This window comes from Streptomyces sp. NBC_00328, assembly GCF_036139655.1.
Classification (GTDB): domain Bacteria; phylum Actinomycetota; class Actinomycetes; order Streptomycetales; family Streptomycetaceae; genus Streptomyces.
Map to the genome: position 1 here is coordinate 9294950 of NZ_CP108013.1, position 12224 is coordinate 9307173.

11 protein-coding genes are annotated in these 12224 nt (G+C 74.1%); 3 read left to right on the top strand and 8 right to left on the bottom strand.

Features of this window, described 5'->3' with window-relative positions:
* Positions 1-46: 46 nt before the first annotated feature.
* Positions 47-1801: a nitrilase-related carbon-nitrogen hydrolase gene (locus tag OG485_RS40885; protein ID WP_328673917.1), complete on the bottom strand. Its 1755-nt coding sequence runs from the start codon at positions 1799-1801 to the stop codon at positions 47-49.
* A gap of 107 nt (positions 1802-1908) precedes the next feature.
* Here OG485_RS40885 and OG485_RS40890 point away from each other — a divergent pair, with 107 nt between their 5' ends.
* Positions 1909-2220, top strand: coding sequence for a Dabb family protein (locus tag OG485_RS40890; protein WP_328673918.1), 312 nt, complete (start codon positions 1909-1911; stop codon positions 2218-2220).
* 232 nt (positions 2221-2452) lie between these two features.
* On the opposite strand, the gene OG485_RS40895 is transcribed toward OG485_RS40890, so the two are convergent.
* The 5 genes from OG485_RS40895 to OG485_RS40915 form a co-directional block, all read right to left on the bottom strand.
* Positions 2453-3937, bottom strand: a complete 1485-nt coding sequence (locus tag OG485_RS40895) for an aldehyde dehydrogenase family protein (RefSeq protein ID WP_328673919.1) — start codon at positions 3935-3937, stop codon at positions 2453-2455.
* A 76-nt stretch (positions 3938-4013) separates the two neighbouring features.
* Positions 4014-5216 carry an FAD-dependent oxidoreductase gene (locus tag OG485_RS40900; RefSeq protein ID WP_328673920.1) on the bottom strand — a complete coding sequence of 401 codons (1203 nt, stop codon included), beginning with the start codon at positions 5214-5216 and terminating at the stop codon, positions 4014-4016.
* Complete coding sequence (locus OG485_RS40905; protein ID WP_328673921.1) at positions 5213-6757, bottom strand: aldehyde dehydrogenase family protein; 1545 nt, start codon at positions 6755-6757, stop codon at positions 5213-5215. Before OG485_RS40905 ends, OG485_RS40900 begins: the two co-directional genes overlap by 4 nt.
* Entirely contained in the window at positions 6754-8037 is a 1284-nt protein-coding gene (locus OG485_RS40910; protein WP_328673922.1) for an acyl-CoA dehydrogenase family protein, read from the bottom strand. Before OG485_RS40910 ends, OG485_RS40905 begins: the two co-directional genes overlap by 4 nt.
* A gap of 41 nt (positions 8038-8078) precedes the next feature.
* A complete protein-coding gene (locus tag OG485_RS40915; RefSeq protein WP_328673923.1) occupies positions 8079-9443 on the bottom strand; it encodes a flavin reductase in 1365 nt (454 codons plus the stop codon).
* A 261-nt stretch (positions 9444-9704) separates the two neighbouring features.
* Here OG485_RS40915 and OG485_RS40920 point away from each other — a divergent pair, with 261 nt between their 5' ends.
* Positions 9705-10490: an IclR family transcriptional regulator gene (locus OG485_RS40920; protein ID WP_328673924.1), complete on the top strand. Its 786-nt coding sequence runs from the start codon at positions 9705-9707 to the stop codon at positions 10488-10490.
* A 12-nt stretch (positions 10491-10502) separates the two neighbouring features.
* Here OG485_RS40920 and OG485_RS40925 read toward each other — a convergent pair whose 3' ends face one another.
* Complete coding sequence (locus OG485_RS40925; protein ID WP_328673925.1) at positions 10503-11198, bottom strand: hypothetical protein; 696 nt, start codon at positions 11196-11198, stop codon at positions 10503-10505.
* A gap of 16 nt (positions 11199-11214) precedes the next feature.
* Positions 11215-11397, bottom strand: a complete 183-nt coding sequence (locus tag OG485_RS40930; protein ID WP_328673926.1) for a hypothetical protein — start codon at positions 11395-11397, stop codon at positions 11215-11217.
* A gap of 175 nt (positions 11398-11572) precedes the next feature.
* On the opposite strand from OG485_RS40930, the gene OG485_RS40935 reads away from it, so the two are divergent.
* Positions 11573-12217 carry an isochorismatase family protein gene (locus OG485_RS40935; protein ID WP_328673927.1) on the top strand — a complete coding sequence of 215 codons (645 nt, stop codon included), beginning with the start codon at positions 11573-11575 and terminating at the stop codon, positions 12215-12217.
* The last annotated feature ends 7 nt before the right edge of the window (positions 12218-12224 follow it).

Consider the following 12224-nt stretch of genomic DNA (forward strand, 5'->3'; position numbering starts at 1 on the left):
GCGGTGCCGGCGTCGAAGGGCCGGGCGGGGCAAGGGTCCGGAGCGGTCAGGCCGGACGGGGGGCCGGCGCGCCGGCCGTGGCGACCAGTGCGCCGGACAGCCGCCAGGGCCGTCCGTCGACCAGGTCGGTGGAGCGGGACAGCATCCGGCGCAGGGCCTGGGCGGGGTGGATCTCGGCCAGGGTGAGGGGGCCTGTCGCGGTGGTGGTACGGGGATGACTGATGCGGCCGGTGAAGCCGCCCCCGTGGTTCTGCCAGAGTCCGAAGTCGGACGGGAGCGCGTGCACCGCGCCCTGGCCGTGGCCGGCCGCGACGAGGTTGAGCCGGTTCTCCGCCGAGCGCTCGGGCAGGCCCAGGGCGCTCTCCCAGGGCTCCAGGCCGGTGAAGCAGACGGCCACGGTGTCGGCGCCGGCCAGTGCGGCGAGCCGGAAGGTCTCCGGGTGGACACTGTCGTCCCCGGCGACCAGGGCGATCCGTCCCCACGCGGCGTCATGGACCTCGGGCGGGCCCGCCCGCCCGGTCGCCCACGAGGCATGGCGGGCGCTCGGATGGAGTTGGGGGACGCGCAGCACCGGCCCGCCCGCTCCGGTCAGCACGCCCAGGTGTACGTCTCCCGCCGGCACGGTGCAGGCGAGCAGGGCGTCGGTGCCGCTCAGCGCGTCCGCCAGCGTTCGCAGCGCCCCGGCGGCCAGAGCGCCGGCCTCGGTCCCCGTCAGGTGCGCGGGGACGCGGCCCGAGGGAAAGAGGAACAGCTCGGGAAGGACCAGCAGGCGGGCGCCTCGCGCGGCGGCGTCGGCCGCCAGCCGAGCCGCGTCCTCGACGGCCGCCCGTCCGGTACCCGCGGGCAGCAGCACCGCGGCCGTGACACTCTCGGCGCGCCGTCCGCCGAAGGCGGGCACCGGGCGCGGCGAACGCGCGATCGGGCCGTACAGGTCGGGACGGCGGGCCGCGAACACGTCGGTGCCGTCCGGCCGGTGCTTGTCGAGCGCGCCGAGCGGATCGATGTCGGCCACCGCGAGCGCCTCGCCGGTGCGCGGAGCCTTGGCGGCCACCGTGCCGTCGGGCGCGACGATCTGACTCTCGCCGGCGCCGTGGAGCGCCTCGGGCGGAATGCCCAGCCCCTCCGCGACGGCGGCGAGCCGGGCTTCGGGGATGAGGGGACCGACCTTGTTCGCGGCCACCACCCACACCTTGTTCTCCGCGGCCCGGACGGGAATGTGCAGCGACGCCTCGTCCAGCGCGAAGGAGTTGAGGCTGTTGAGAAGTAACCGCGCCCCGCGCAGGGACAGGGAGCGGCACACCTCGTTGATCACCCCTTCCATGCAGGAGTAGAGGCCGACCGGCCCGAGTCCGGTCTCCACCACCGGGCCCTCGGCGTCGGCGGGGTCGAGATGGTCGTTCTCGCTGCCCATCAGCGTCTGTTTGTCGGCCCGTCCCACGAGCGTTCCGTCCGGGGCGAAGAGCAGGCTCGTCGCCGTGATCCGCATGCCGTCGGCCCGGCCGGGGACGGGAGGCGTGGCGGGTGCGGCGAGGGTGACGTGCAGCTTGACGTACAGCCCGTGCCGCGCGGCGGCGGCCGCCACCTCGGTGAGGAAGGTGTCTCCGGGGACGCAGGCCTCGCGCAGCGCGTGCTCCCTGTCCTCGTACCAGGACAGGTGATTGCAGAACTCGGGCAGGACGACCAGGCGGGCCTTCCGGGCCGCCGCCGCCTCGACGGCGCGCAGTACCGCGGCGAGGTTGGCCGACCGGTCGATCCCCACGGCGAACTGGGCCGCCGCGACGCGCACGGAGACAGGGGGCATCACACTCTCCCTTGGTTCCCCTGGCGGAACACTGTTTCCTGAACATACACTCGCCGCCAGCCTCGCGACAGAGGGGAATTCCCTTGTCGCCCAGCGGAAGGACCCCTGTGCTCACCCATGTCGTGCTGATGAGGTTCAAGGATCCGGCCGACGTACCCGAGGCCCGCGACAGACTGGAACAACTGGCCCCGCTCGTAAGGGAGATACGCTCCATGACGCTCGGGCTCGACGTCCTGGACACGCCCGTCTCCTACCACCTGAGCATGATCACCAGGCATTCCGGGCCGGACGAACTCGCCGCCTATCAGCGGCATCCGGAGCACCTGCTGCTCGCGCGATGGCTGCGCCCCCGGCTCGCGGACCGGGCCGTCGTCGACAGCGTCGACGACGACCCGCGCCAGGGAGCGGACGACGACTGATCAAGTCGGCTTCACCCGGGGCCCGTTCTCGGCAAGGGCGGCCGGCCGTTCAGACACCTGCCCCGGCCAGGGTGCTGATGGTCCCGGCGGCCAGCAGCGCGTCGTAGGACGCGCCTCCCGGGTACCAGGCCGCCGTGGTGCGGCCGGTGAAGGCGTCCGACGCCCACGCCGTGGCGAGGCCGGGCAGGACGGCAGGGCACTCCGGCGACGGAGGGCCGGACTCGGCGGCTGGTCACTCCCTGGACGGAGGCCCGGGCGGGCCGGCGGGGACCGGGTAGGCGCCGGGCGCCATCCCGGCACCACCCCCGCGGAACGCGGCCGGTGCGTGCGTCACGCACGGCTGTACGTACTCCAGCAGGCCCTCCGCGCCGTACTCGCGCCCGTGGCCGCTGCGCTTGACCCCGCCGAACGGCGCGCGCAGGGACATGCCCGTCCGGTTGTGGGTGTTGACGAAGCAGAAGCCCGCGTCGAGACGGCCCGCGACGCTGAAGGCCCGCTCCTCGTCCGAGCTCCAGACCGAGGCGCCCAGGCCGAGTTCACCCGCGCCCGCCCGTGCGATCACCTCGTCCTCGGCGTCGTAGGCGAGCACCGGTACCACCGGGCCGAACTGCTCCTCCCGTACCACCGGGGCCCGGTCGTCCAGACCGAGCAGCGCCGTGGGCCGCACGAAGTGCCCGGCCGACGCGTCGGCCGACGGGCACAGCTCGCCGAGCGGGACCGCCCGGCCGCCGCGGCGCAGGCCGTCGTCGGTGAGGGCGCGCAGTCGCGTCGCCGACTCCGCCGAGATCACGGGCCCCACACTCACCCCGGGCACGAGGGGATCGCCCAGCCGTACGACACGCGCGGCGGCGGCCGTGAAGGCCTCCACGAAGCGCTCGTGCCGGGCCCGCGGCACGTAGATCCGTTTGACCGCCATGCACACCTGACCGGCCGTGGCCATCGCCGCGAGCACCAGACGGTCCATGGCGGAGTCGTCCAGCGGGGCGTCGTCGAGGAGGACGGCCGCGTCGTTCCCGCCGAGTTCCATCACCGTCGGGGTCAGCGCCGCGGCGGCGGCCGCCCCGATGGCGCGGGCGGCTGTCGCGCCGCCCGTGAAGGCCACCTTGTAGACGCCGGGATGTCCGGCCAGGTGGGTGGCCACTGGGGCGTGCCCGTGCAGGACGTGCAGCAGCCCGGGCGGGAAATGCTCCGCCAGGCCCGTCAGGAGGGCGCCGACGGCCAGCGGGGCGAGCGGGGAGGGCTTGACCAGCAGCGCGTTGCCCGCGACCAGGGCGGGGGCGAGTTTCAGCGCGGTCAGTACCACCGGCGCGTTCCAGGGAGTGAGGGCGGCGACCGGCCCGTACGGTCGCTGACGAACCGTCAATCTTCCCTGTATGTCGTCGATGTGGCGGTCCGCGAGCAGGCCGGGGGCCGCGTCGGCGTACCAGCGCAGCACCGCGGCGGAGAAGAGGATCTCCCCGTGGCAGTCGGCCAGCGGTTTGCCCGACTCCCGTGCGAGCAGCGGCGCCTGCGTCGTCGCCGCCGCCTCCAGGCTCGCCGCGGCGGAGAACAGCGCGGCCGCTCGGTCGGACACGGCCGTCCGCGCCCAGTCCGGGGCGGCCCGTCCGGCGGCGGCCACGGCACGGTCCACCCCGCGGGGTGTCGCGGGCGCCACGTGGCCGACGATCTCGGCGCTCCTGGCAGGGTTGTGAATGCTGATCAGGTCGTCGACGGGCATGGCACTCCTCGCCCCGGTCGTCGGTGAGCGTTCGTTCGGCGGTGCCGGGGCCGTCGGCCGCCTCACCGCCGTGGTGTCACACGGACATCCGCAGCGACGCGATCATCGAACTGCGCAGCAGCGCCTGCCGGGCACGGGCCGGATCGGCCGCCGTGGCCCGCAGTTCGTCCGCGAGCGCGGAGCGCAGCGCCGGGTCGCGGACTCTGAGGCGTTCCCAGTTGCGGTGCGTCTGGGCTCCGACGTACGTCAGCGCGCAGTCCCGCCGGGCCGCCGCGACACGGTCCAGCGCCTCGTCCGCGCCGGTCCGACCGTCTGCGACGGCATGGAGTGCGGCGCCCATCAGCACCGCGTCGTGGATGCCGCTGTTCATGCCCATGCCGCCGAGCGGGTTGTTGACGTGGGCCGCGTCCCCGCACAGCAGGATCCGGCCCAGCCGGAAGGTGTCGGCGACGCGCTGGTGCACACGGTAGAGGCCGGCTTGGACGACCCGCCACGGCGGACCGGTCCGGCCTGCGGAGGCCGCGCGCAGGGCGCGCAACCGGCCTGGCAGCCGGGCGAGTTCGGCCGCGTCCGTGGTGTCGCCGGGGGTCGGCAGCAGGATGCGCCAGTGGTCGGGGGTGCGCAGCAGGACCAGCCATTCGTCGGGGTCCATGACGTAGGCGATGGGGGCGAGACCAGGAAGCTCGGCCGTCAGGTCGTCCTCGACGGACGCGACGAGGAAGCGTTCCGGGTAGGTCATGCCGTGGAATCCGACCTCCAGCGAGCGGCGCACCGCCGAATGGGCGCCGTCGGCGGCGACCAGGTGGGATCCGCGTGCCGTCGTCCCGTCGCTCAGGACGGCGTCCACCCCGTGCGGATCCTGGCGGACGGCGGTCACCCGGGTGCCGAAACGCACCTCGCTCCCCGGCAGTCGGGACAGCGCGCGCAGCAGCAGAGGAGTGAGCTTGCCCTGTTCCAGCTGCACGCGGTAGGGGTGTCGGGTGTCCGGCGCGAGCACGGCCAGGTCGAGCTCCGCGACGGGACCCGTGCGCCGGTCGCGGTACTGGAAGGTCCGCACGATCAGGCCCTGTTCGAGCACCGGGCCGAGCACACCGAGGTCCTCCAGCATCTCCAGGGTCGGCGGGTGGAAGGTCGAGGCCCTCGACTCCGAGGAGAGCCCGGGACCCGCCTCCAGTACGGTGACGGGCGCCCCGCGCCGGGCGAGCACCAGCGCGGCTGTCAGCCCCACCGGGCCCGCCCCGGCGACCAGGACGCGGCCCTCGGCCGACGTGCCCGTCACCGGGATCTCTCCGTGGCGGGGCCGGGGCCCTGTCCGGTGTGCAGCGCGAAGGCCGCCTCGATGCCCGTGACCCGGCTGCCCGTGAAGTGCAGCAGCGTCTCGTCGGTGCCCTCGTCGACCAGACCCGACAGCCCCCAGGCGGGGCGCGGGGTGTCCAGGTGCAGGCTCATCAGCGACGAGCCGTTGACCTTCACCTCGCCCGCCCTGATCCGGCGTGCCACCGTGAGGGCGGCCTCCTCGTCCGTCCCGGCCACATAGCCCTCCAGCCCGTACCCGGTGCTGTTGGCCAGGGCGACCGCCTCGTCCTCGCCGTCGTAGACGTGGACGGTGGCCACCGGGCCGAACACCTCCTCGCGGGCCGCCCGTTCGGGGACGCCGGTCAGCAGGACCGGCGCGAGGAAACTGCCCGTCCCGGGGATCTCGGTGAAGGTGTGCGGTGTACCGCCCGCCGCGACGAGCGCGTCGACTGCCGCCGTGACGCGCCGGTGATGGCTCGAATGGGCGAGGGGCCCGAACCCGGTGGCGGCGTCGAAGGGCGCGCCGGCCTTCACGTCGGCCAGAGCGGCGCCGATGTCCGTCAGCAGTGCGGACAGCATCGCGGAGGGCACGATCAGCCGGCCCAGGGCGCGGCACCACTGGCCGTTGAGTGTCGTCAGGAGTTCGGCGGCCAGCCGGGCCGCCACCGCCGGGTTCGCGTCCGGCATCACGACGAGCGGGTTGTTCCCGCCGAGTTCGAGCTGGACGGGCTTCAGTCCCTGGCCGCAGACGGCGCCGACCGCCCTGCCCGCCGCCGTGCCGCCCGTGAACGACACCACGCGCACGCGGTCGTCGGCCACCAGCCGGGCGCCGATGCGCCCGTCGCCGTGCAGGAGTTGGAGCACGCCCGGGGGAGCCCCCGCGGCCGCCAGCCCCTCGGCGGCGGCACGGACGAGCAACTGCGTTCCGTACGGCGCCAGTTCCGGCGCCTTGACGATGACGGGGCAGCCCGCCGCCAGCGCGCTCGCCGCCTTGTGCGCGGCCATCGGCGCGGGCGCGTTGTACGGCACGACACACAGGGCGGGTCCCAGTGGTGCCCGGCGCACCTCGACGGCGCGCCCGTCCGGCCGCAGCACCTCGGAGCGCAGCACACCGGCGCGCAGCCGGGCCGCGGCGAGCCGGAACGCGCCGCCGACGATGACACCCAGGCCGGAGGTCTGGGCCAGCGGTACGCCGGTGGCGAAGGACTCGGCCCGCACGATGGTTTCCACGCGTTCCTCGACGGCGGCCGCCGCCGACTCCAGGGCGTCGGCGCGTACGGTGTCGGCGAGCGACGCCCAGGTGCCGGCGGAGTGCAGGGAGTCGGCCGCCGCCAGGGCCTGTTCGGCGCGCGCGGCCGAACTGGCCAGCGCGGGACGCACGCTCGCGCCGGTGGCGGGATTCTCCAGCAGCGGCCCGAGCCGGTCGCGGCAGGCCTCCCAGCGGCCGTCCACGAGGTCCGCGGTCTCCTCCAGGTCCACATCCCCCGTGTTCTGCGGGGCGCCTGCCGTCGCGGGTGTGTTCACCGGCCTGCCTCCAGGTTGGCGAAGAGAGCGTTCTCCAGGGAGTCGGTCGCCATCTTCGCGGCCTCCAGCCGGCCCCGTTCGGCGGGGAAGGTCATCACCAGACCCATCGCGAGGTCCCGGACCGTGCGGCCGATCGTGCCGTCCATGGTGGCGCCGGACGTGCCGCAGGCCTTGAGGGCCGCGACGGCCACGTCGAAGCATGCCTCGGTCACGGAGCCCTTGCCCAGCCGCCACTGGGTGAAGACCTCGGACTTGCCGCGCAGCGGCGGCTCGGACGTCTCCAGCTCCAACTGCCGCCGCAGCCACAGATACGCGGTCTCCAGCCGCTGGGTCATGTCGCCGATGAGCACCTGGTGCATGGGGCTGGAGGCGATGGGGCGGCCCGTGTCGGCGAAGGTCGCGCGGGTGAGACGCTCCAGCGTGTGGTCGTACACCGCCTGCGCGGCGCCCGTGTACACGGCGGCGATGGCGAGTTGATTGCCGACGAAACTGCCCCGGCTGACCCGGAGCATGCGGGTGAAGGCGCCCGGCACGGTCAGTGCCTCCGCGCTCGGGACGAACACGTTGCTCAGCCGGATGCCGTGATTGGCGCTGCCGCGCATGCCGAGCCCGTTCCAGGGCTCGCGCGAACCGACCCCCGGCGCGGACCTCGGCACCAGGAACAGGGCCAGACCGTCCGGTCCCTCGGTGCCCGCCAGCCGTGCCGTGACCAGATACGTGTCGGCGACGCCGGTCGCGCAGCCGAAGGACTTCTCGCCCGTCAACAGCCAGCCCCCGGGGGCCTGTTCGGCTGTGGTGGTGATGGCGATGTTCGCCGTCGAGCTCTTGACCGACTCGCTGGCGAAGTTCCCGAGCCACGTGCCGGCGGCCATCGTGGTCAGCACCCGCTCGGCGAAAGCGGTGACCTCCGCGGTCTCGTCCTCGTGGAAGAGCCCCGCGCGGACGGCCTCCAGAGGCAGCAGCCCGCGGGAGGCGCTGGTGTTGTGGAAGAAGTAGGCGAGCGCGGTGGAGGGGCAGGCCGTGCCCATGGCGAAGGTGGCCGCGGCGAGGTCGCGCAGAGTGCCCCCGAGCCCCCCGTACTTCCGCGGTACGACGAGCCCCAGCAGTCCCGCGTCCCGCAGGAGCGCGACATGTCCGGCCGGGAACTCGGCCTTGGCATCCGCTTCGGCGGCACTGGCGCGCAGCGCCGGCAGTACCTTCTCGACGCGCTGTGCTCGGGCGTGTTCGTCCGGCGTCATGGCGTCGACGAGAAGTTCTCCGGTCAGGCGTGGTCCGGTCATCGGCGGCGGCTCCTCGGATGGGGCGCGTGGGGTGGGGAGGTTCACTGGTCGGGGGCGACACGTGCGGGCAGCGGGCGGCCGTAGCGCATCCGCTCCAGCTCGTTCACCCAGGAGCGCGGGACTTCGGGGCCCACCGGAGTGGACACCCCCATGCGGGAGCACAGCAGGACCAGGCGCTCGGTGGGCAGCAGGCCGCCGCAGCCGCCGAGTCCGGCCTCGAAGTGGCGGACCCCGCTCTTCATGGCGGTCAGGGCGTTGACCAGACCCAGCCCGTGATGGTCGCGCAGCGCGAGCCGGACCGGCAGTCCGTCGGCCTCGGGCACCACGTCCTGGAGCAGGGCGCGCAGATGGAGCGGCGATCCGTCCAGCGCGCCGGGCGCGCCCGCGGCCCCCGGACCGGGGCGGGCCTCGACGAGCGAGATCTCCGCGCAGCCCGCGGCCTTGAGCGCGGCGACCGTGTGCAGGACGGTCCGGGCGACGCCTGGGGCCATGGCGTCGCGGACCCGGGCGACGACCGTCGTCGCCGATCCCGCGACGGCCCGGATCACGGCCCGCGCCGCTGTGCCCGTCCCGTCGGCGGGGACGGTCACCTCCACCCGGGGGCAGCCGGCTTCGGCGGCTTCGGCGGCCTGGGCAGCGCTGCGCACGTGCACCGCGGGCGGGCCCGGCGCGGTGAGGGCGGTGGCGTACACCGGTGCGCCGGGCCCGCCCGCGGGCGTACGGGGTTCGGTGCCGGCCGCGTCGGACCAGCGGGGCGCTGACCGGGTGGTGCGCAGCGTGCCGTGGGGGACGACGACCGGGATGCCCGCCGCGCGGACCGTCGCCACCAGCCGGGCGCCCCGCCGGGGAGGCGCGCCCTGCTCGTGCAGGGTGCGGGCCAGGCCGGTGTCCGTGATGCCGACGCTCTGGGGCAGCGGGTCGGCGAGCTGGCCCCAGGCCCGGGAGTGGAACAGCAGCGGCGAGGTGATGCGCGGAACGCACGCGGCCACCACGTCGCCCACGAAGATGGTGTGGTCGCCGCCCGGGTAGCCGTTGCGCACCCGGCAGTCGACCCAGGCGGCGGCGTCGGTCAGGACCGGGCTGCCGGTGGCGCCGGGCAGCCAGTCTCCCTCCGCGAAACGGTCGGTCACCTCGGGTTCCATTCCGGCGAACCGGCGGCCGAGGCCGATGTGGTCGCGGCCGAGCACGTTGACGGCGAACACGCCGTTGCGGTCCAGCAGTTCGTGGGAGCGCAGCCGCCGGTCGACGCAGACCAGCACCAGGGGCGGATCCAGGCTGACGCTGCTGAAGGAACTCGCCGTCATGCCGTGGCGGCCGGCCGCGCCGGCTGTGGTGACTATCCCGACACCGCTCGGCCAGCGGGCCAGTACCTGCCGAAAGGTGCTCCCGTCCACGGCGGTTGTCATCGCCACCCCCGTTCTCGTCGAGTCTCCAGAGAGTTTCCCTCAGTGGAACGTCGTAACGAAGAGCGTAACGACGGGTCCGAAGGGGTGTCAATGACGGCCGGGTGCCCGCTGAACGCCGTTCGCCGGGCCCGCTGGACGGTGGCCGTCCGGGGCACCCACTGAACGGTGTTTCCCAGAGGGAAATCCACGCCTATGCTGTCGGGCATCCCCCGGGGCTTCTCCGGGGGTGGTTCCACGCACCCGAAAAGTACCGAGGACGCTGTGACCGAGGAGAACACCAGCAGGTCGATCGCCGCAGTCGAGCGCGCCATGGACGTGCTCCTGCTCTTCGGCCGCAGCGGCCGCCCCGACCTGGGCATCACCGAGATCGCCCAGCAGCTCGGCATCACCAAGGCCGCCGTGCACCGCATTCTGACCGCCCTGCGCAACCGCGACCTGATCATCGCCGACCCCGTCACCCGGCGGTACGCGCTCGGGCCCGCGGCCATCTCGCTCGGCCGCGCCTATCTGGCCCGTACGGACCTCCGTATCCTCGCCGCACCCGAACTGCGCCGGCTGGCCGGGCAGTGCGAGGAGACCGTCACCCTGTCGATCCGCCGTGGTGACACCCGCCTCTACGTCGATCAGGTCGTCCCCGACCGGGAGTTGCGCATGGAGGTCGCGCTGGGCATCCCCCTCCCGCTGCACGCGGGCAGTTCCTCCAAGGCGATGCTCGCCTTCCTGCCCGACGTCGAGGTCGACGGCTACCTGGAACGGCACGCCCTCGACCAGCTCACCGAGCGGACCATCACCGACCCCGACAAGCTGCGCAAGGAACTCGCGGCGGTGCGGCGCCGCGGCTATGCCACTTCCGTCGGCGAGCGCGAGGCCGGATCCGCGTCGGTCGCCGCTCCGGTACTCGGACACGACGGCCATGTGATCGCCGTGGTGAGCATCGCCGGGCCCCAGACCCGCTTCAAGCCGCGCATGGCCGAGTGCGCCCCGCTGCTGCTGGCCGCCGTGGAACGGCTGTCCGCGGAGTTCGGCTACCGGCCCGGCGTGAACTGACCCGGAACCGGTTCACAGCCGGGCCCCGGGCTTCAGTACGCCCAGCGCGGCGGCGGCCAGGACGCAGGACCAGATGCCCGCCACGTAGGGGACGCACCCGTTGACCGCCGCGCGCAGCGCGCGCTCGGTCGCGGGTGTCGAGCCGTCCTTGGCCAGCGCGGTGAACGCCGGGCCGAAGGGCCGCAGCCTGAGCCGGATGCCGAGGCCGCAGGTGATGGCCAGCGCGTACAGCGCCACCTTGGCGCCCAGCCACTTCGGATGGGTGTCCACGCCGAACGGTTCCGGCGCCAGGAGCGTGTACACGCCGGTGGCCAGCAGCGCCCCGGTCAGGGCGATCCGCACGGTCCAGTCCGTGCGCCGGACCCAGGGCCTGCGGCCGGGGTGGTGATGGTCCGCCACCGTGAGCCCGAGCCAGCAGCCGGACGCGGCCCACGCGGCCGCCGCCGTCCAGCCGTTGAGCAGGCCGGGGGCGCCGTGCGGGTCCAGGGCCATCAGCGTGATGCCGCTCGGGAGGAAGAGGACCAGACAGATCTTCGGGCCGAGATCGAGCACGCCCATGATCTGCAGTGCGGTCGACCGGGCGGCGAACGGCAGGTCCGCCCGCAGGACGAAGCGGCTGGAGACGTACACCCCCAGGTCGCCGCCCAGCCAGAAGACGAACAGCACCAGGTGGAGCAGGATCCACCAGCCGTGCGGATGCGCTCCCATGGCGTCCCGGCCCCCGTCACGCGGTGCCGGGCCGCGGCCCGGCGGACGGGTCCCAGGCATGTCCTGGGGAGGCGGGCGCGACGCTTCCGACGGGTGTCCCCGGCCGGGGCGTCGCGGTCTCGTTCTCCAGCCCGTCCCACGGTGCCGGTCCGGTCGTCTCCACGGCCTGCGGGGGTATGGCCCCCGGTGAGGTCTCCATGCCGGCATTCTGCCGCGTCGATTCCACTAGCGAAACAATGTTTCCCAATTTTACACTGCGGTCATGACCGGACCCCTGTCAGACCTCCTCGCGCCCGGAACCCTCGAACGCCGGGACTTCGGCCCCGACCGGCTCGCCGCGATCGATCCGCGGCCGGCCCAGGGGGTGATCTGAGATGGCCTCGGACCCTCTCCAGGAGGACTACCGCGCGGCCGGGTTCGGCCGCCGCGTCGGCTGGGGCGAGCGGCCCGCAGTGGTTCTCGTGGACCCCGTACGGGCGTACGCGGACCCCGGTGCCGCGCTCTTCCTGGACGCCGCGGCCGACGCCCTCGCGGCCATGCGCCGGCTGGCGGACACCGCCCGCGCCGCAGGGCTGCCGGTGGTCTTCACGGCCGTGCGCTACACCGGCGAACCCGCGGGCGACGTACCGCACTTCGCCCGCAAGGTACCCGGACTCGCCGCCTTCCGGGCGGGCGCCCCACACGCCGGATTCACCACGGCCTGCCCGCCCGGCACGAGCGACTCCGTCGTGTACAAGCACTACCCGAGCGCGTTCTTCGGTACCGGCCTGGACGGGACCCTTCGTTCCTGGGGCGTGGACACCCTGGTCCTGGGCGGCTTCTCGACCAGCGGCTGCGTCCGGGCCAGCGCGCTGGACGGCCTTCAGTACGGATTCCGGCCGCTGGTGGTCCGGGAAGCCGTGGCCGACCGGGATCCCGGGCCGCACGAGGCCAACCTCTTCGACCTGGACTCCAAGTACGCGGACGTGATCGCGCTCGACGACGCCTGCGCCGCCCTCGCCCGGTACGCGGGCGCGTGAACCCGGC

Coding starts and splice junctions, on each gene's coding strand:
- OG485_RS40910 (WP_328673922.1), bottom strand. CDS start 8,037: ATGACCGGACCACGCCTGACCGGAGAACTTCTCGTCGACGCCATGACG.
- OG485_RS40885 (WP_328673917.1), bottom strand. CDS start 1,801: ATGCCCCCTGTCTCCGTGCGCGTCGCGGCGGCCCAGTTCGCCGTGGGG.
- OG485_RS40925 (WP_328673925.1), bottom strand. CDS start 11,198: ATGGGAGCGCATCCGCACGGCTGGTGGATCCTGCTCCACCTGGTGCTG.
- OG485_RS40915 (WP_328673923.1), bottom strand. CDS start 9,443: ATGACAACCGCCGTGGACGGGAGCACCTTTCGGCAGGTACTGGCCCGC.
- OG485_RS40930 (WP_328673926.1), bottom strand. CDS start 11,397: ATGGAGACCTCACCGGGGGCCATACCCCCGCAGGCCGTGGAGACGACC.
- OG485_RS40895 (WP_328673919.1), bottom strand. CDS start 3,937: ATGCCCGTCGACGACCTGATCAGCATTCACAACCCTGCCAGGAGCGCC.
- OG485_RS40935 (WP_328673927.1), top strand. CDS start 11,573: ATGGCCTCGGACCCTCTCCAGGAGGACTACCGCGCGGCCGGGTTCGGC.